This is a genomic window from Amycolatopsis sp. NPDC051102, from assembly GCF_040682815.1.
Classification (GTDB): domain Bacteria; phylum Actinomycetota; class Actinomycetes; order Mycobacteriales; family Pseudonocardiaceae; genus Amycolatopsis.
This window is the reverse complement of the sequence record NZ_JBFBBT010000001.1, coordinates 1,283,265-1,299,993: the sequence shown is the minus strand read 5'-3', so window position 1 is coordinate 1,299,993 and position 16,729 is coordinate 1,283,265. Positions and strand designations below refer to the sequence as shown.

The 16,729-nt window shown below is 71.0% G+C and carries 17 protein-coding genes; 7 read left to right on the top strand and 10 right to left on the bottom strand.

Going from position 1 to position 16,729, the window contains the following annotated elements:
* Window positions 1–96 precede the first annotated feature (96 nt).
* Window positions 97–1,455 carry a Pup--protein ligase gene (pafA, locus tag AB0M93_RS05475; RefSeq protein WP_086681172.1) on the bottom strand — a complete coding sequence of 453 codons (1,359 nt, stop codon included), beginning with the start codon at window positions 1,453–1,455 and terminating at the stop codon, window positions 97–99.
* 143 nt (window positions 1,456–1,598) lie between these two features.
* Between pafA and AB0M93_RS05470 the strand changes: the two genes are divergently transcribed.
* The 3 genes from AB0M93_RS05470 to AB0M93_RS05460 all read left to right on the top strand — a co-directional run bounded on the left by AB0M93_RS05470 (window position 1,599) and on the right by AB0M93_RS05460 (window position 5,203).
* Entirely contained in the window at window positions 1,599–3,080 is a 1,482-nt protein-coding gene (locus AB0M93_RS05470; protein WP_364268658.1) for a phosphatase PAP2 family protein, read from the top strand.
* Window positions 3,081–3,180: 100 nt separating this feature from the next.
* The gene (locus tag AB0M93_RS05465) at window positions 3,181–4,395 is read left to right on the top strand and encodes an alpha/beta hydrolase-fold protein (RefSeq protein WP_364268656.1); all 1,215 of its coding nucleotides are present in this window, start codon (window positions 3,181–3,183) and stop codon (window positions 4,393–4,395) included.
* Between the two features lie 31 nt (window positions 4,396–4,426).
* Window positions 4,427–5,203, top strand: a complete 777-nt coding sequence (locus tag AB0M93_RS05460; protein ID WP_364268654.1) for a class I SAM-dependent methyltransferase — start codon at window positions 4,427–4,429, stop codon at window positions 5,201–5,203.
* Between the two features lie 332 nt (window positions 5,204–5,535).
* On the opposite strand, the gene prcA is transcribed toward AB0M93_RS05460, so the two are convergent.
* From prcA to dop, 4 genes are all read right to left on the bottom strand, one after another.
* Complete coding sequence (gene prcA, locus AB0M93_RS05455; protein WP_364268653.1) at window positions 5,536–6,324, bottom strand: proteasome subunit alpha; 789 nt, start codon at window positions 6,322–6,324, stop codon at window positions 5,536–5,538.
* A gap of 55 nt (window positions 6,325–6,379) precedes the next feature.
* Window positions 6,380–7,234, bottom strand: coding sequence for a proteasome subunit beta (prcB, locus tag AB0M93_RS05450; protein WP_364268651.1), 855 nt, complete (start codon window positions 7,232–7,234; stop codon window positions 6,380–6,382).
* A gap of 124 nt (window positions 7,235–7,358) precedes the next feature.
* Window positions 7,359–7,553: a ubiquitin-like protein Pup gene (locus AB0M93_RS05445; RefSeq protein ID WP_003075646.1), complete on the bottom strand. Its 195-nt coding sequence runs from the start codon at window positions 7,551–7,553 to the stop codon at window positions 7,359–7,361.
* Between the two features lie 86 nt (window positions 7,554–7,639).
* Window positions 7,640–9,142, bottom strand: coding sequence for a depupylase/deamidase Dop (dop, locus tag AB0M93_RS05440; protein WP_364268649.1), 1,503 nt, complete (start codon window positions 9,140–9,142; stop codon window positions 7,640–7,642).
* Between the two features lie 41 nt (window positions 9,143–9,183).
* Here dop and AB0M93_RS05435 point away from each other — a divergent pair, with 41 nt between their 5' ends.
* The gene (locus AB0M93_RS05435; protein ID WP_364268647.1) at window positions 9,184–9,702 is read left to right on the top strand and encodes an NUDIX domain-containing protein; all 519 of its coding nucleotides are present in this window, start codon (window positions 9,184–9,186) and stop codon (window positions 9,700–9,702) included.
* On the opposite strand, the gene AB0M93_RS05430 is transcribed toward AB0M93_RS05435, so the two are convergent.
* From AB0M93_RS05430 to AB0M93_RS05420, 3 genes are read right to left on the bottom strand one after another with little or no spacing between them, the layout of a single operon-like run.
* The gene (locus AB0M93_RS05430) at window positions 9,693–10,310 is read right to left on the bottom strand and encodes a hypothetical protein (protein WP_364268645.1); all 618 of its coding nucleotides are present in this window, start codon (window positions 10,308–10,310) and stop codon (window positions 9,693–9,695) included. The genes AB0M93_RS05435 and AB0M93_RS05430 overlap by 10 nt on opposite strands.
* Window positions 10,311–10,363: 53 nt before the next feature.
* Window positions 10,364–11,299 (bottom strand): aldo/keto reductase, encoded by a 936-nt coding sequence (locus tag AB0M93_RS05425; protein ID WP_364268643.1) that lies wholly within the window; start codon window positions 11,297–11,299, stop codon window positions 10,364–10,366.
* Window positions 11,296–11,634, bottom strand: coding sequence for a hypothetical protein (locus tag AB0M93_RS05420; protein ID WP_364268641.1), 339 nt, complete (start codon window positions 11,632–11,634; stop codon window positions 11,296–11,298). The genes AB0M93_RS05425 and AB0M93_RS05420 overlap by 4 nt, the downstream gene beginning before the upstream one ends.
* A gap of 72 nt (window positions 11,635–11,706) precedes the next feature.
* Between AB0M93_RS05420 and AB0M93_RS05415 the strand changes: the two genes are divergently transcribed.
* The gene (locus AB0M93_RS05415) at window positions 11,707–12,045 is read left to right on the top strand and encodes a metalloregulator ArsR/SmtB family transcription factor (protein WP_364268639.1); all 339 of its coding nucleotides are present in this window, start codon (window positions 11,707–11,709) and stop codon (window positions 12,043–12,045) included.
* Between the two features lie 67 nt (window positions 12,046–12,112).
* Complete coding sequence (locus AB0M93_RS05410; RefSeq protein ID WP_364268637.1) at window positions 12,113–12,994, top strand: TIGR03620 family F420-dependent LLM class oxidoreductase; 882 nt, start codon at window positions 12,113–12,115, stop codon at window positions 12,992–12,994.
* Here AB0M93_RS05410 and AB0M93_RS05405 read toward each other — a convergent pair.
* A complete protein-coding gene (locus tag AB0M93_RS05405; protein WP_364268635.1) occupies window positions 12,983–13,810 on the bottom strand; it encodes a DUF3626 domain-containing protein in 828 nt (275 codons plus the stop codon). The genes AB0M93_RS05410 and AB0M93_RS05405 overlap by 12 nt on opposite strands.
* 98 nt (window positions 13,811–13,908) lie before the next feature.
* Here AB0M93_RS05405 and AB0M93_RS05400 point away from each other — a divergent pair, with 98 nt between their 5' ends.
* Window positions 13,909–14,835 (top strand): DMT family transporter, encoded by a 927-nt coding sequence (locus AB0M93_RS05400; RefSeq protein WP_364268633.1) that lies wholly within the window; start codon window positions 13,909–13,911, stop codon window positions 14,833–14,835.
* Between the two features lie 52 nt (window positions 14,836–14,887).
* Here AB0M93_RS05400 and arc read toward each other — a convergent pair whose 3' ends face one another.
* Window positions 14,888–16,690 (bottom strand): proteasome ATPase, encoded by a 1,803-nt coding sequence (gene arc, locus AB0M93_RS05395; protein WP_364268631.1) that lies wholly within the window; start codon window positions 16,688–16,690, stop codon window positions 14,888–14,890.
* Window positions 16,691–16,729 lie beyond the last annotated feature (39 nt).

Below are 16,729 nucleotides of genomic sequence, written 5' to 3'. Positions count from 1 at the left end.
CCCCACACCGTTCTTCTTTTTTCACTGTCCCTGGTTGTGTTTTTTTTTCGCTTTTTACCCCTCCTCACAACCCCCCACGACCGCGGTGCCGGCGGGCTAGAGCGAGCTGATCAGGCGTTCCACCCGCTCGTCGACCGAGCGGAACGGGTCCTTGCACAGGACCGTGCGCTGGGCCTGATCGTTCAGCTTCAGGTGCACCCAGTCGACCGTGAAGTCGCGGCCCGCGGCCTGCGCCGCGGCGATGAAGTCGCCGCGCAGCTTCGCGCGGGTCGTCTGGGGCGGGGTGTCCTTGGCCGCTTCGATCTCGCCGTCGTCGGTGACCCGGCGGACCAGGCCCTTGCGCTGCAGCAGGTCGAAGATGCCCCGGCCCCGGCGGATGTCGTGGTAGGCCAGGTCGAGCTGGGCGATCCGCGGGCTGGACAGGTCCAGGTCGTGCTTGTGCCGGTAGCGCTCGACCAGCCGGTGCTTGATCGCCCAGTCGATCTCGGTGTCGATCTTGCCGAAGTCCTGCTGCTCGACCGCGTCCAGGGCCCGGCCCCACAGCTCCACGACGCGCTCGTTCGCCGCCGTCGAGCCGTTGTCCTTGATGTGCTGGACGGCGCGGGCGTGGTACTCGCGCTGGATGTCCAGCGCCGACGCCTCGCGCCCGCCCGCCAGCCGCACCTGGCGGCGGCCGGTGAGGTCGTGGCTGATCTCGCGGATCGCGCGGATCGGGTTGTCCAGGGTGAAGTCGCGGAACTGGACGCCGGCCTCGATCATCTCGAGCACGAGGTTCGCCGAGCCGACCTTGAGCATGGTCGTCGGCTCGGCCATGTTCGAGTCGCCCACGATGACGTGCAGCCGCCGGTAGCGCTCGGCGTCGGCGTGCGGCTCGTCGCGGGTGTTGATGATCGGCCGCGAGCGCGTGGTGGCGCTCGAGACGCCCTCCCAGATGTGCTCCGCGCGCTGGGACAGGCAGTAGACCGCGCCCCGCGGCGTCTGCAGCACCTTGCCGGCGCCGCAGATGAGCTGGCGGGTCACCAGGAACGGGAGCAGCACGTCCGCGATCCGGGAGAACTCACCCGCGCGGGTCACCAGGTAGTTCTCGTGACAGCCGTACGAGTTGCCCGCCGAGTCGGTGTTGTTCTTGAACAGGAAGATGTCGCCGCCGATGCCCTCGTCGGCGAGCCGCCGTTCGGCGTCGACCAGCAGGTCCTCGAGGATCCGCTCGCCGGCCTTGTCGTGCGTGACGAGCTGGACCAGGTCGTCGCACTCGGCCGTCGCGTACTCGGGGTGCGAGCCGACGTCGAGGTAGAGCCGCGAGCCGTTCGACAGGAACACGTTGGAGGAGCGTCCCCACGACACGACCCGCCTGAACAGGTATCGCGCCACCTCGTCGGGCGAGAGCCTGCGCTGACCGTGGAAGGTGCACGTGACCCCGAACTCGGTCTCGATGCCAAAGATCCGCCGCTGCATTCCACCAGAGTAGGCGCTGGACCCCCTCCGACGGTGCGCCGTTCGGGCGTCGACACGCCCCCAGTACGCCACAGACGGTGAAATCTCCCCGAATCAGGCACGATTGGAGCACAGCTCTTGACGGCACGTGGAAGGCGGACTCCTTGTCACATCAGCTCATCCGGGCCTTCCGGCGGGTCGGCCGGACCGATCGCGCGCTGATGCGGCGCAGCGCCTCGCTCCCGGCCACCAAAGCCGACGACGCGCTGATGACCCTGTCCAGATCGGCGAACAAGTCGCGCCTGTGGTGGGGCGTCGCCGCGCTGCTGGCCGCGCGCCCGGGCGAGACGCGCCGGGCCGCGTTGCGCGGGGTCGTCGCGATCGCCGGCGCCAGCGCCGTCGCCAACCTGGTCGGCAAGCCGCTGTTCCCGCGCCGGCGCCCGGCCGAGGAGGAGACGCCGATGCGCCGCCGCCTGCGGAAACGGCCCACATCCTCGTCGTTCCCGTCCGGGCACTCCGCGTCCGCGGCGGCCTTCGCCACGGCGGTGGCGATGGAGTCGCCGCGGGCCGGGCTCGCGGTGGCGCCGCTGGCGCTGGCCGTCGCCTACTCCCGGGTCCACACGGGAGTGCACTGGCCCTCCGACGTCGGTGTCGGCCTGGGCATCGGCGTCGGCGTGGGCCTGGCCACCCGGCACTGGTGGCCGCTGCACGACGACGTCCCGGGCCGCGCCGCCCTCGACGCGGACGCGCCCGAAATGGTCGACGGCGACGACATGCTCGCCGTCGTCAACCCGAACTCCGGGGTGGCGGGCGAGGACCCCACCGAGGACGTCAAGTTCGCCTGGCCGAAGGCCACGGTCCTCTACCCGGACCCCGACCGGGGCCTGCGCGCCCAGCTCGAAGCCGAGATCGACGCCCGCGGCACGATCCGCGCGCTGGCCGTCGCAGGCGGCGACGGCACCATCGCGGCGGTGGCCTCCGTCGCCGCCGAACGCGGCCTGCCGCTGGCCCTGGTCCCGGCCGGGACGCTCAACCACTTCGCCCGTGACGTCGGCGTCAGCTCCATGCCCGACGCCGACGCGGCGACCGAGGTCGGCAACGCCGTCCGCGTCGACCTGGGCGAAGTCGAGATCGACGGCGCCGGCGACGCGGACCACCGCTGGTTCGTCAACACCGCCAGCCTCGGCGGCTACCCGGAGATGGTCCGGCTGCGGGAGAAGCTGCAGGAAAAGCACCCGAAGTGGCCCTCGGCCGCAATCGCGCTGGCCAGGACGCTGCGGCACGCCAAACCGCTGACCGTCCGGCTCAACGGCAAGCGGACGCAGGTCTGGCTGCTGTTCGTGGGCAACGGGACGTACGCGCCCAAGGGCTTCGCACCCAGCCGGCGCCCGGCGCTCGACACCGGCCTGCTCGACATCCGCTACCTGCGCGCCGACCTGCCCTACTCCCGCGCCCGGTTCCTGCTCGCGATGATCACCCGCAGCCTCGCCGCCAGCCACGTCTACCAGGAGCTCGACCTGCCGGAGCTGGACGTCGAGCTGCTCGACGGCAACCGCCGCGTCGCCACCGACGGCGAGGTCGGCCCGCTCGGCAACCGGTTCCGGTTCCGGTCCCGCCCCAGCGCCCTGACGCTTTACCGCCGCTGAGGTTGCTTTACCTTCTCTCAACGAACACACAGGCAGTTCCGGCTACCTTCGCGACCGAGTTGCGGGCGATCCTGCCCGCGGCCGGGACGAGCGGGGTTGCATGGACGGGTACGGCCTGGCGAGCGTCATCCACCGGGCCGCGACCGACCCGGTGCTGCCGGGGAACATCACCGCGCGCGCCCGCGACCTCGGCCCGCTCGAGTCGCCGCTCATCTGGCTCGGGCTCGCCTCGGCCGCCGTCGCCGTCCTCGCCCTCGTGGTCGCGCTGTGGTACCGCCGCCGGGTCCGGCGCTGGGGGTTCGCCACCTTCGGCGTCCTGCTGCTGCTGGCCGCCGTCACCGCGGTCAACAGCTACGTCGGGTACGTCCGCACCCCCGACGACCTCGCCCGGCTCCTCCAGCGCGGCCCCGGCGTCGTCAACGTCGCCGGTCACCTGCTCGACGACGGCAAGGAAGCCCCCGAACCGTCGTCGGACTCCGCCTCCGCGCCGCGGGCCGGCAAGGGCGCAGGCACCGCCGCCGCCGGGCAGCGCATCGACGTCGTCGACCTGCCCGACCCCGCCCACGGCGTGCCTTCGGGCAGCAACTACGTGATCCTGCCGCCGGGCTACGACGCCGACCCCGCCCGCCGCTACCCGGTCGTCTACCTCATCCACGGCTACCCCTTCGGCGGCCCCCGCGACTGGCTGACCTCCGGCGACGCCCCCGGCACGCTGCTGGCGCTGCAGCAGTCCAACGTCATCGCGCCGATGATCGTGGTCAGCGTCGACCTGACCGCGGGCAACCCCAGCACCGACTGGGAGTGCCTCGACGTCCCCGGCGGCCCCCAGCTGGAGACCTACCTCGCGAAGACGGTCGTCCCGGCCGTCGACCACCGCTACCGCACCTTCGCCGACCGCACCCACCGCGCCCTCGGCGGCATGTCCGGCGGCGGCTTCGGCGCCCTGAACATCGGCCTGCACCACGTCGACGAGTTCGCCACCCTGGTGATCGCCCTGCCCTACGACGACCTCAACGACTCGGTCGGCATCCTCGGCGGCAACCAGGCCGCCATCGCCGCCAACACGCCCCGCCGCTACCTGCCGACGATGAAGTTCAGCGCCCCGATCTCGGTGATGCTCGCCGTCGGCACCGGCGCTCCCACGGACGTCACCACGGCCCGCCGGATCGCGGGGGCGCTGCACGCTCGCGGGCAGAACGCGGTGGTCCACGCCGAACGCGGGTTCAACCACACCTGGCACACGGCTCGGGCGACGCTGCCGTACCTGCTGGCCTTCGCCGACCAGACGTTCCGGGAGTCTCCGGCGGCGTCCTGAAATCCGGTTGCCGCGTCCGGGACCCTGGGGCATGGACCTCGCGATGCACTACGGGACCGGGCCGGACGAGAACGACCGGCTGGCTCGTACTCCGCACGGGCGGCTCGAGTACCTCCGGACCCGGGCGCTGCTTCGGCGCTTTCTGCCTGCTTGTGGCCGCGTGCTCGACGTTGGTGGGGGTACCGGTGTGCACGCTGCCTGGCTTGCGGCGGAGGGGCACTCCGTCCACCTGGTCGACTTGGTTGCGGATCACGTCGTGCAGGCCGGGGCACGGCCTGGAGTGACTGCTGAGGTGGGGGACGCCCGTCATCTCAGCGCGCCGGACTCGGCGTTCGATGTCGTTCTGCTTCTTGGGCCGCTCTATCACCTTGTTGAGGTTGCTGATCGGGCCTGTGCCTTGGCGGAAGCTCGGCGGGTTCTGCGTCCCGGCGGGCTCCTGGCGGCCGCTGGCATCAGCCGGTATCTCTCGCTGCTGGAGACTGCCGCGGCTGGGACCCTTACCGCCGGACGGGTCGCGTCGGTCCGCACGGTCATTGAGACCGGTGCTTACGACGGGCATGTCGGGTTTGTGCCTACGCACTGGCATACCGCTGCCGAGCTTCGGGGCGAGGTTGCTTCTGCCGGGTTTGCCGATGTTGATGTTTACGGTGTTGAAGGGCCTGGCTGGCCTGCGCTTGATGTCGCTGGGCTTGAGCGGTTCGACGGTTTGGTCGAAGGCGCTCTTCGGGCTGCCGAGATTGCTGAACGGGACCCGGGGCTTGTTGATGTCAGTGCTCATCTGCTTGCTGTTGCGCGGCGGGCTGACTGACCTTGGCTGGAGCGGCTCTGGCGGGGTTTCCCCGCCGGCCCGAACGCCGGATTGTTCAACGGCCGACAGGCCGTGTCAAGGCGGGAAAGCGTGCCTTGACACGGCCTGTCGGCCGCTGATGCGGCTGCGTATCGGGTCGGCAGGGGGGGTGTGGCCGGAGGGTTTCGGCTTGGTGGTTCGGCCGTCTCTTCGAGGCCTGCCTTGCGGACCGTGCCCTGCCGGCGGGCGGTGGGTTGGGGGGCTTGACCTGTGGCTTGCCGTTGTGGGTCTGCCGGGGTGATGACGAAGACGGGGGCGCTGCCTGTCGGCCGCGCCCCCGTCTCGTCAGGGCCTCATTCGCCTTCCGGCTTGCCCTCCGGCTCCTCGCCCTGGGGGTCCGGGACTGGCAGCAGGGTGTCCAGGGCCGTGCCCGTCAGCCTGCGGAATGACCTGCGTGGGCGGTCGCGGTCCAGGACCGCCACCTCCAGCTTGATCGGGTCCGCGTCGCCGTTGCCGTTCGCCGCCGCGTTTGTCGATGCCGTTGAGCCCGATGATGTTGCCGGGGCCGGCTGGGTCGGCGTTCGCAGGGCCGCCACCGCCACGCCCAAGGCCGCCTGCAGGTCCAGGCCGTCCTCGAACGTCTCCTTCAGCTTGGCCGCGATCTTCTCGTTCTGGCCGCCCATCACCACGTACTGGGGCTCGTCGAAGATCGAGCCGTCGTACGTCAAGCGGTACAGCTGGTCCTCCGCCGCGGTTGCTGCCACCTCCGCTACGCAGATCTCCACCTCGAACGGCTTCAGCTGCTCCGTGAAGATGCTGCCCAGCGTCGCCGCGTACGCGTTCGCCAGTGCCCGGGCGCTCACGTCACGCCGGTCGTACTGGTAGCCCTTCAGGTCCGCGTGCCGGATGCCCGCCACGCGCAGGTTTTCGAACTCGCTGTAGCGGCCGACCGCGGCGAACCCGATCCGGTCGTAGATCTCGGAGACCTTGTGCAGGGTGGCCGACGGGTTCTCCGCCACGAACAGCACGCCACCCGCGTACTTCAGCACCACCACGCTCCGGCCGCGCGCGATGCCCTTGCGCGCCAGCTCGGAACGCTCCCGCATCAGCTGCTCGGGAGAGGCATACAACGGCATCGTCACGGTGTGCGCTCCAGGTCTTCCGGTGTTCCATCGTTCACTGGTTCAGGTCCCGCGGTCAGGAGAGCCGCCGCTGGTGGCGCTCGATCCGCCCCGCCACCACAGCTTCGGCGACCGCCGCCGCCTCGGCCGTCGGCAGCTGCAGGGCGCCCTGCTCCGCGGTGATCGTCACGACCGTCGGGAAGATCCGCCGCACCAGGTCCGGGCCGCCCGATGCCGTGTCGTCGTCCGCCGCGTCGTACAGGGCCTCCACCGCCGCGCGGATCGCGCCCTCGACGTCGGCGTCCGGGTCGTGCAGCTTCTTCATCGCCGACTTCGCGAACAGCGAACCCGAACCGATCGACGCGTAGCCGCCGTTCTCCTCGTAGCGGCCGCCCGCGGCGTCGTACGAGACGATCCGGCCGGCGTGCTTCGCGTCCTCGGCATCCAGGTCGTACCCCACGAACAACGGGATCGCCGCCAGCCCGGCCATCGCCATCTCGAGGTTCGCCTTGACCATCCCGGCCAGCTTGTTCGTCTTGCCGTCCAGCGACAGCGAAACGCCCTCGATCTTCTCGTAGTGGGCCAGCTCCACCGCGTACAGCCGCACCATCTCCACGGCCAGCCCCGCCGTGCCCGCGATGCCCACCGCCGAGTACTCGTCGGTGACGTGCACCTTCTCCATGTCGCGGCTCGCGATCAGGTTTCCCGACGTCGCCCGCCGGTCACCGGCGATCAGCACCCCGCCCGCGAAGGTGCACGCGACGATCGTCGTCCCGTGCGGCACGCCCAGCTCCGCCGCACTCGCCGCCACCCGGCGCTGCGGGAGCAACTCCGGCGCCTGCTCACGCAGGAAGTCCGAAAACGACGATGTCGCCGACGAAAAGTACGCCCCGGGCAGCGCGGGACCCGAGATGCCCCTGGTGTTGTCCATACGTGCTCAAGAATCCCATCTGTGCGGGCCGCGGCCCCGCGCGCGGCAGCCCGTCACGGCCACCACCACGCGGAGCCCCGGCCGCCGGCTGAACTGGTCGGCAAGGGCGCAGCGCCCCGAGCGGCTACTCGCCGCCCTTCTGCACGTAGGCCCGGACGAAGTCCTCGGCGTTCTCTTCGAGCACGTCGTCGATCTCGTCGAGGATGGTGTCCACGTCCTCGCCGAGCTTCTCGCGCCGCTCCTGACCCGCCGCGCCGGTGTCCTCGAACTCCTCGTCGGAGTCACCACCGCCGTGCTTTTCGATCTTTTCCTGGGCCATCTCGCCTCCCGGTGTGGCTGATGTTTCCTAGCCTACCCAGCGGCCCCGACATTCGGGGTCACGCCGCGATCGCTGGTGCGTCCCGCCTAGTCCGAACCGGTGAGCGCCTCCACGAGCTCCTCCGCCGTCGCGGCGTTGTCCAGCAGCTTGCCGACGTGCGCCTTCGTCCCCCGCAGCGGCTCCAAGGTCGGGATCCGCACCAGCGACTCCTTGCCCACGTCGAAGATGACCGAATCCCACGACGCCGCCGCGATCGAGGTCGCGTACTTCTCCAGCGCCCGGCCCCGGAAGTAGGCCCGCGTGTCCGACGGGGGCGTCGTCACCGCGGCCAGCACCTCCTCCTCCGAGACCAGCCGCTTCATCGACCCGCGCGTCACCAGGCGGTTGTACAGGCCCTTCGCCAGCCGCACGTCCGAGTACTGCAGGTCCACCAGCCGCAGCCGGGGGGCGCCCCAGGCCAGGCTGTCGCGCTGCCGGTAGCCCTCCAGCAGCCGCAGCTTCGCCGGCCAGTCCAGCCGGTCCGCGCACTCCTGCGGGTCCCGCGCCAGCGCGTCCAGGATCTCGCCCCAGACCCGCAGGACCTCCTTCGACGCCTGGTCCGCGCCCGTGCGCTCCAGGTTCTGCGACGCGATCTCATGGTAGGCGAACTGCAGGTCCAGGCCGGTGTACTTCTTCCCGTTCGCCAGCGCCACCTGCGTCTTCAGCGTCGGGTCGTGGCTGATCTGGTGGACGGCCTTGACCGGCTCGTCCAGCTTCAGGTCGTCGAACCGGATGCCGGACTCGATCAGGTCCAGCACCAGCGCCGTCGTCCCGACCTTGAGGTACGTCGAGTACTCCGACATGTTCGCGTCGCCGATGATGACATGCAGCCGGCGGTACTTGTCCGCGTCCGCGTGCGGCTCGTCGCGGGTGTTGATGATCCCGCGCTTCAGCGTCGTCTCCAGGCCGACCTCGACCTCGATGTAGTCCGCACGCTGGGAGAGCTGGAAGCCGGCCTCTTCACTCTGCTGGCCGATCCCGACCCGGCCGGAGCCGGTCACCACCTGCCGCGACACGAAGAACGGCGTCAGCCCGGCGATCACCGCGGTGAACGGCGTCGAACGCGCCATCAGGTAGTTCTCGTGCGTGCCGTAGCTCGCGCCCTTGCCGTCGACGTTGTTCTTGTACAGCTGCAGCTGCGGCTGGCCCGGCACGGAAGCGGCCTTCATCGCCGCCTCCTCCATCACCCGCTCGCCGGCCTTGTCCCAGATGACCGCGTCCCGCGCGTTCGTCACCTCGGGCGCCGAGTACTCCGGGTGCGCGTGGTCGACGTACAGCCGCGCCCCGTTGGTCAGGATGACGTTCGCCGCGCCCAGGTCCTCGACGTCCGGGTCGTGGCCCGGCCCGCCCGGGCCGGTCAGGTCGAACCCGCGCGCGTCGCGCAGCGGGGACTCCACCTCGTAGTCCCACCGCGCCCGCCGGGCGCGCGGGATGTCGGCCGCCGCCGCGTAGGCCAGCACGACCTGGGTGGAGGTGAGTACCGGGTTCGCCGTCGCGTCGCCCGGCACGGAGATGCCGTACTCGACTTCGGTTCCCATGATCCGCCGCATGTCCCCACCCTACGGGGTCGCCCTAGTGGAACGATGCACCCATGCCAGGCAGTGACGAACTCGTTGCCCTCTATGACCAGGCCGGCGCGGTCGTCGGCACCACCACCCGCGCCCGCGTGCGCGCCGAGGGCCTGTGGCACGCCGCCGGCGTCGTCCTGGTCCGTTCGGGTGACGGAACCGCGGTCTACGTGCACCTCCGCACCCCGGGCAAGGACGTCTTCCCCTCGACCTGGGACTGCTGGGCCGGCGGGGTGGTCGCCGCCGGCGAGACCCCGGCCGAGTGCGCCCGCCGCGAACTCGCCGAAGAACTCGGTGTCCAGGGAGTGGAACCCGTCCCGCTGTTCACCAAGGTCTACGACGACGGCCGCAACCGCTGCCACAACTTCGCCTTCGAGGTCCGCTGGGACGGCCCGATCCGCCACCAGGCCGAGGAGATCGCCGAAGGCCGCTGGATCCCGCTCGAAGACCTCCGGGCCTGGGCCGAGGACCCCGCCCCGGAACTGCCCTTCATCCCCGACGGCCGCGAAGGCGTCCAGGAATGGTTCCGCCGCTACGGCTGAGCCGCGAGCTTCGCCGCCATCGCCGGCAGCAGGCGCTTCGCCGCGTCCACCGCACGGGCCTCCGTGCTCGCCGAGACCGTCAGCTCGGACACGAGGCTTCCCCTGGCCAGCAACACCGTGCAGGTCTTGCCTTCGCACCAGGCCTGCTGCCGCTCGACGCCGGGCTGACCGGGAACGGTCACCGGCTTGCCCGGGCACTCGTTTTCCGCGACGGCCTGGGCGGCCGATCGGTCCGGGAACGCCACGACGCGGTGGCTCAGCACCGACCCGGTGGGATAACGCCAGGTCGCGGTCCGGCTCGCCGCCGACGGCCCGTCCGCCAGGCAGCCCGAAGCTTCACCCGAGCCCGGCTGGACACCTTCTCCGGCGACGTCGGCGTCCGACAGCAGCGCCTGCTCCGCGAGCCGGCCGGCATCGGGCACGACCGGAGGCGGCGTGACCGGGGCCGCCTTTGCCGGGCTCACCGGGGCTTCCGTGACCGGCGGCGGCGCGGACGTGGGCACCGGATCGTCGTAGTACGTCTCGAGGTTGTTCGGGTCGGGCCCGTCGCAGCCCGTGAGGCCGACCAACGCGACCGCGGCCAACGCGATCGCCTGCCGATGACGCACCTGCTCCGGCCTCCTGTCGTCCGTGGCGTGCCTGCGAAGGGTAGTGCAGCCGCTCAGTCCCACTCCAACGAGGACCGGTGTCGCCAGTACACCTCGGGTTCCTCGGCGAGCGCGGCCAGCGAATCCCGTTCCGCCGCGCTCAGTTGCAGGGTCGTGGCCCGCAGGTTCGCCGCCAGCTGCGCCGGGCTCGCCGGGCCGATCACCGCCCGGTCCACCCAGCCGTTCGCCAGCACCGCGGCCACCGCGACCGCGTCCGGGCCGGTGCCGTGCGCCGCCGCGAGCTCGCGCACGGCGGCCGGCGCCTCGACCGCCAGCCTGCCGTTGGCCAGGGTTTCCTTGACCAGCACCCGGTTCCCGGCCGCGTGCGCCGCGGCGAGCGCCGGCCCCGCCGACGGTTCCAGGACGTTCCACGTCGACTGCACCGCGGAGAACACCGGGCGCCCGGCCACTTCCAGCGCGAACGCCCGCTCGATCGCCGCCGCCTGCGCCGGCCCCGACGTTGAAAACCCGACCGCGACGCCGTTCGCGGCCAGCTCGGCCAGGGCTTCGAGCAGCGGCTCGTCGGTGAACAGCGGACTGTACACAGTGAGCGAATGCACCTGGTACAGGCCGACCCGATCCCCCAGCAGCGCCAGGGTTTCCGCCCACTGCGCGGCGAACCGCGCGGCCGAGTGCTCCTTCACCTCGTGCACTTCGGCGTCGAGCCGCCACTGGCCGACGTAGGCGTAGCCCCACTTGCTGGAGATCGCCACGTCGCCGTGCCCGCGCTCGGCGAGCCACCCGGCCAGGAACTCCTCGGAGCGCCCGTACGACCGGGCGACGTCGACGTGCCGGACGCCGGCGGCGTAGGCGTCGTCGAGCACCGCGAACGTCGCCGCACGCATCGAATCGACGTCCCGCACCGGCGGCAGCGCCCCGTCCCGGCCCAGGTTGATGTACGCGGGCCGGCCCAGCGCCGCCAGCCCCAGCGCGATGCGGTCCGCGCTCATGCCGACTGCTTGTGCCGGAGGATGGCCAGCCACTGATCGGAGTTCTGGGCCTGGCGGTGGAGCTTCTCGAGGCGCGCGGCCGGGGCGCGGACGTAGCCCTTGCCGAAGACCGGCGCGATCTGGCGGAGGCTGGCGCCGCCTTCACGCGCCGCGAGGAGCAGCCAGTCCGACGCGTCGGCGCAGGCCGCGGAGGCCCGGCGCAGCTCGCCGAGCAGGTCGATGAGTTCCTGGGCGCCCACCTCCCCCGCTTCGACGGCGGCCGCCGTCGTCTCCAGCCAGGCGAGGACGTCGGATTCGGTGATGGGCGCGCGCGGCCGCGGGGTTTCTTCGCTCACGCCGTGCAGTATAGGTCGTTATACGCGAGAGTCCGGGGATCTCGGATCGGCGTGCCTATACTGGATCCGGTCATGACAACGCACATCGAACCCGCGCCGGATGTCGAGCAGCTGCTCGAGGTGTTCAAGGCGCTCGCGAATCCGGTGCGGCTGCAGGTGCTCGGCTGGTTGCGGGAGCCGGAGCGGCACTTCCCCGTGGATCGGGCCATCGCCGATCCGGCCGAGGTCGGGGTGTGCGTGAGCCACATCCAGGAGAAGCTCGGGCTCGCGCAGTCGACCGTCTCGGCGTACATGGCGGTGCTGCACCGCGCCGGCCTGGTGCGGGCGACGCGCGTCGGCAAGTGGACGCACTACAAGCGCGACGAAGCCCGGATCGCCGAGCTGGTCGAGCTGTTCGGCCGCACTCTCTGACCTGCCCCTCTCCCCCGGCGGCACCCGTCGTTGCGCTACATATCGTAAATCTGCGATACTTCGATTCATGGGTACGATCGAAAACATGCGGCTGGGCCGCTACGGGATCTGGACGTTCGACTTCGAGGACCAGCCGGCCGGCCTGATCCGGGATTCGGTCCAGGAGCTGGAAGAACTCGGCTGGCCGGCGATCTGGATCCCGGAGAGCGAGGGCCGGGAAGCCCTGACGCACGCCGGGTTCCTGCTGTCGGCCACCGAACGCCTCACCGTCGTCAACGGGATCGCGCAGATCTGGTCCCGCGAGGCGCAGTGGACCCGCGGCGGGGCCCTGCTGCTGGCCGACGCCTACCCGGACCGCCACCTGCTGGGCCTCGGCTTCGGCGCCGGGAAGCCCGGCGCGAAACCGCTCCGGGCGATGAACGACTACCTCGACGCACTGGACGTGGACAAGAACGTCAACCCCGCCCCGCGCGCACCGATGCGCCGGATCCTGGCGGCGTACGGCCCGAAGATGCTGGAGCTGGCCCGCGACCGGGCGGCGGGCGCGCACACCTACCACGTGACACCCGAGCACACCGCCCAGGCGCGCGAGATCCTCGGCGCGGAACCGTTCCTCGGCGTCGAGCACGCCGTGCTGTTCGAGACCGACCCGGCCAAGGCGCGGGAGACCGCCCGCGCCCACCTGCACATGTACCTCACCTCGGAGTACAACGTCGCCAAGTTCCGGCGGCTCGGCTACACCGAAGCCGACATCGACGGCGGCCGCGGCAGCGACCGCCTCGTCGACGACCTCGTGTTCTGGGGCGACCTCGACACGATCACCGCGAAGCTGCGCGGCCACCTCGACGCGGGCGCCGACCACGTGGGCGTCCAGGTGATCGGCGTCGAGCCGGGCACCAGCGCCATGCCGCACTGGCGCCGGCTGACCGAAGCGCTGCTACCCGGGTGACCCGAACCGCGCGGTGCAGTGCCACACGCGCTTGAGCACCTGCGGGTCGTGCCGGCCGGCGCGGACGGCATCACCGATGACGCGGGCGTCCAGCCACCCGTCCTCGGCGATGTCTTCGCCGGCCCGCACGGCGTCCTCGCCGCGGTAGTCCGCGTGCTCCGCGAGGGCCGTCACGGAAAGCCGGAACCCGTGGTGCCAGTACACCGGGAACCGGAACTCCGCGGCCGCCGCCTCGACGTCGGTGCCCCGGAAGGACGGGTCCAGCACGAGGGCGGCGACGTCGTCCGGCAGCCGGAGCGGGCCGTGGACGTGGGCCTCGACGTAGTCGTCGAGCTCGTCGGGGGCGTCCGCTTCGACGAGGGGGATCAGCGGCATGCGCGTGGCGGTGCCGAAGCCGGCCGGCTCGTGGAAGCTGTCCGGGTAGCAGAACGTCGTGCGCGGCAGCACGTCCCGTTTGAGCCGGAAGTGCGCCGAACCGAACCGGACCGAGCCGCCGGCCGGGCGGCGGCGGTGGTTGAGCGAGCCGTACTTCGGGCGGGCCGAAGGCGGCAGCTCGTCGTAGACCCCGCCGAACATCCGGTGCTCCCACTGCCACCGGGCCCCGCCGGGGTGCGCGGTCAGGCCGCCGTTGCCGGTGCCCGTCTCGAACTGCGAGCGGTAGCGCCCGTCGGTCAGCCAGTGCCGCAGCAGCGGTACCTCCCCCACCAGCCGCTCCGGGTGGAAGTGGATCGTGACGTCCAGGTCCTCCGGCAGCGGCGGCCCCGAGACCCGGCCGGCCACGTACCGCACCGCGTCCTGCCACCGGCTCCGCACCATGTCCGGCAGCCTACCGCCGGACGGTATAGGTCGTTATACACAACGCCCGGTCCGAAAACCGCTGGCTTCGCGGGCGGGCCTCGGGTTTGACTGCGGCCATGCGACGGGCGGATTTCGGGGTCACGGTGCGGTTCGCGCTGCTGGCCGTGGTGTGGGGTGCGAGTTTCCTGTTCATCAAGGTCGGTCTCGGCGGGCTCTCCCCCGCCCAGGTCGCGCTCGCCCGGGTGGCGCTGGGCGCGCTGGCGCTCGCGGCGGTCCTGGTGGTGCGGCGGCGGCCACTCCCCCGCGATCCCGTGCTGTGGGGCCACCTCGCGGTCGTGTCGGTGCTGTTGTGTGTCGTGCCGTTCCTGCTGTTCTCGTGGGCGGAACAGTACATCCCGTCCGGGCTGGCGAGCATCTTCAACGCGACGACGCCGCTGGTCACGATGCTGCTGGCGGCCGTGGCGCTGCCCGAGGAGCGGTTCACGCCGCCGCGGGTGCTCGGCCTGCTGCTGGGGTTCGCCGGCGTGCTCACGATCGTCGGGGTGTGGCACGGCGTCGACGTCAGCCACCAGCTGACGGCCCAGCTCGCCTGCCTCGGAGCGACGGCGTGTTACGGCGCGTGTTTCGTCTACGTGCGCCGGTTCCTCTCACCCCGCGGGACGGACCCGGTGGTCGTCGCGTTCGGGCAGACGGCGTCGGCGACGGTGATCCTGGGCCTGCTGGCCCCGGCGATCGCGGCGACACCGGTGCACCTGGACCTGCCGGTGGTGGCGAGCATGGTGGCGCTCGGCGTGTTCGGCACGGGCCTGGCCTACGTGTGGAACGTCCGCATCATCGCGGCCTGGGGTGCGGCCAACGCCTCGGCGGTGACGTACCTGACGCCGGTGGTGGGCGTGCTCCTCGGCGTGCTGGTGCTGGGTGAACCGGTGAGCTGGAACCAGCCGGCCGGGGCACTGCTGGTGGTGACGGGGATCCTCGCCGCGCACGAAAAGTTGCGCCTGCGCCGCTCAACTCCGGTCGACGCGGAACTGGTCCGCCGCTAGACACGCCGATGGGGCGGCTGAACCAGCAGCCGCCCCATCGCGCGTTCGATCCCTACAGGTACTGACCGGTGTTCGTGGCGGTGTCGATCGCCCGCCCCGAGTCCTGGTTCTTGCCGGTGACGAGCGTGCGGATGTAGACGATCCGCTCGCCCTTCTTGCCGGAGATCCGGGCCCAGTCGTCCGGGTTGGTGGTGTTGGGCAGGTCCTCGTTCTCCGCGAACTCGTCGACGATCGCGTCGAGCAGGTGCTGCACGCGGAGACCCGGCTGCTTGGTCTCCAGCACCGACTTGATCGCCGACTTCTTGGCCCGGTCCACGATGTTCTGGATCATCGCGCCCGAGTTGAAGTCGCGGAAGTACAGGACTTCCTTGTCCCCGTTGGCGTAGGTCACCTCGAGGAACCGGTTCTCGTCGCTCTCCTCGTACATGCGCTCGACGGTGTGCTGGATCATCGCGTCGAACGTCGCCTTCGGGTCCCCGCCGAACTCGGCGAGGTCGTCGGCGTGGATCGGCAGGCCTTCGGCCAGGTACTTGGAGAAGATGTCCTTCGCGCCTTCGGCGTCCGGACGCTCGATCTTGATCTTGACGTCGAGCCGGCCCGGCCGCAGGATCGCCGGGTCGATCATGTCTTCGCGGTTGGAGGCGCCGATGACGATGACGTTCTCCAGGCCTTCGACACCGTCGATCTCCGACAGCAGCTGCGGCACGATCGTGGTCTCCACGTCGGAGGACACGCCGGACCCGCGGGTCCGGAAGATCGAGTCCATCTCGTCGAAGAACACGATCACCGGGGTGCCCTCGGAAGCCTTCTCCCGCGCCCGCTGGAAGATCAGGCGGATGTGCCGCTCGGTCTCCCCGACGAACTTGTTGAGCAGCTCGGGACCCTTGATGTTCAGGAAGTAGGACTTCCCGTCCGCGTTGTCGCCCCGCGCCGCCGCCACCTTCTTGGCCAGCGAGTTCGCCACCGCCTTGGCGATGAGCGTCTTGCCACAGCCCGGCGGGCCGTAGAGCAGGACACCCTTGGGCGGCCGCAGCTGGTACTCCTGGTACAGGTCGGCGTGCAGGAACGGCAGCTCGACCGCGTCCCTGATCTGCTCGATCTGCCGGGTGAGGCCACCGATGTCCTCGTAGCGGACGTCGGGCACCTCCTCCAGCACCAGGTCCTCGACCTCCGCCTTCGGCACGCGCTCGTACGCGTAGCCGGCCTTGGAGTCGACCAGCAGCGAGTCGCCCGGCTTGAGCGGCTGCTCGGCCAGCAGGTCGGAGAGCAGGACCACCCGCTCTTCGTCCGCGTGCCCGACCACGAGCGCACGGGGGCTGCCGCCCTCGACGTCCGCGGCGAGCACCTCGCGCAGGGCACACACCTCACCGGTGCGTTCGAAACCGCCGCCTTCGACCACGGTGAGCGCCTCGTTGAGCCGCAGCGCCTGGCCGCGACGCAGGGACGAGAGCTCGACCGCGGGCGAAACCGACACCCGCATCTTCCGGCCGGCCGTGAAGACGTCCACCGTGTTGTCCTCGTACGCCTCGACGAAGACGCCGTACCCGGACGGTGGCTGGGCCAGCCGGTCGACCTCCTCGCGGAGGGCGAGGAGCTGTCCTCGCGCTTCGCGCAGGGTTTCGACCAGTTTGGTGTTGCGTTCGGTGAGCTGGCTCACCCTTTCCGAGGCCTCGGCGAGCCGCTGTTCGAGAACCCGGTTCTGCCGTGGCGAGTCCGTCAGTTTGCGGCGCAGCAGCGCCACTTCTTCCTCGAGAAAACGGATCTGCCGAGCCTGCTCGTCCGCCGTCGTCCCAGCTCCGGATGTTGCTGAAGGGTCGGCCTCCTCGCGCCGACCTCCGGGAAGGTCATGATGCATCGGGCACCTCCTCGGAGTGCTTTTCATTCCACGGTACCG

What these genes read in the sequence shown, in the direction of transcription:
- pafA (WP_086681172.1), bottom strand. Translation starts at nt 1,455, where the DNA reads ATGCAGCGGCGGATCTTTGGCATCGAGACCGAGTTCGGGGTCACGTGC.
- AB0M93_RS05465 (WP_364268656.1), top strand. Translation starts at nt 3,181, where the DNA reads ATGGACGGGTACGGCCTGGCGAGCGTCATCCACCGGGCCGCGACCGAC.
- AB0M93_RS05460 (WP_364268654.1), top strand. Translation starts at nt 4,427, where the DNA reads ATGGACCTCGCGATGCACTACGGGACCGGGCCGGACGAGAACGACCGG.
- prcB (WP_364268651.1), bottom strand. Translation starts at nt 7,234, where the DNA reads ATGGACAACACCAGGGGCATCTCGGGTCCCGCGCTGCCCGGGGCGTAC.
- AB0M93_RS05445 (WP_003075646.1), bottom strand. Translation starts at nt 7,553, where the DNA reads ATGGCCCAGGAAAAGATCGAAAAGCACGGCGGTGGTGACTCCGACGAG.
- dop (WP_364268649.1), bottom strand. Translation starts at nt 9,142, where the DNA reads ATGCGGCGGATCATGGGAACCGAAGTCGAGTACGGCATCTCCGTGCCG.
- AB0M93_RS05435 (WP_364268647.1), top strand. Translation starts at nt 9,184, where the DNA reads ATGCCAGGCAGTGACGAACTCGTTGCCCTCTATGACCAGGCCGGCGCG.
- AB0M93_RS05425 (WP_364268643.1), bottom strand. Translation starts at nt 11,299, where the DNA reads ATGAGCGCGGACCGCATCGCGCTGGGGCTGGCGGCGCTGGGCCGGCCC.
- AB0M93_RS05415 (WP_364268639.1), top strand. Translation starts at nt 11,707, where the DNA reads ATGACAACGCACATCGAACCCGCGCCGGATGTCGAGCAGCTGCTCGAG.
- AB0M93_RS05410 (WP_364268637.1), top strand. Translation starts at nt 12,113, where the DNA reads ATGGGTACGATCGAAAACATGCGGCTGGGCCGCTACGGGATCTGGACG.
- AB0M93_RS05405 (WP_364268635.1), bottom strand. Translation starts at nt 13,810, where the DNA reads ATGGTGCGGAGCCGGTGGCAGGACGCGGTGCGGTACGTGGCCGGCCGG.
- AB0M93_RS05400 (WP_364268633.1), top strand. Translation starts at nt 13,909, where the DNA reads ATGCGACGGGCGGATTTCGGGGTCACGGTGCGGTTCGCGCTGCTGGCC.
- arc (WP_364268631.1), bottom strand. Translation starts at nt 16,690, where the DNA reads ATGCATCATGACCTTCCCGGAGGTCGGCGCGAGGAGGCCGACCCTTCA.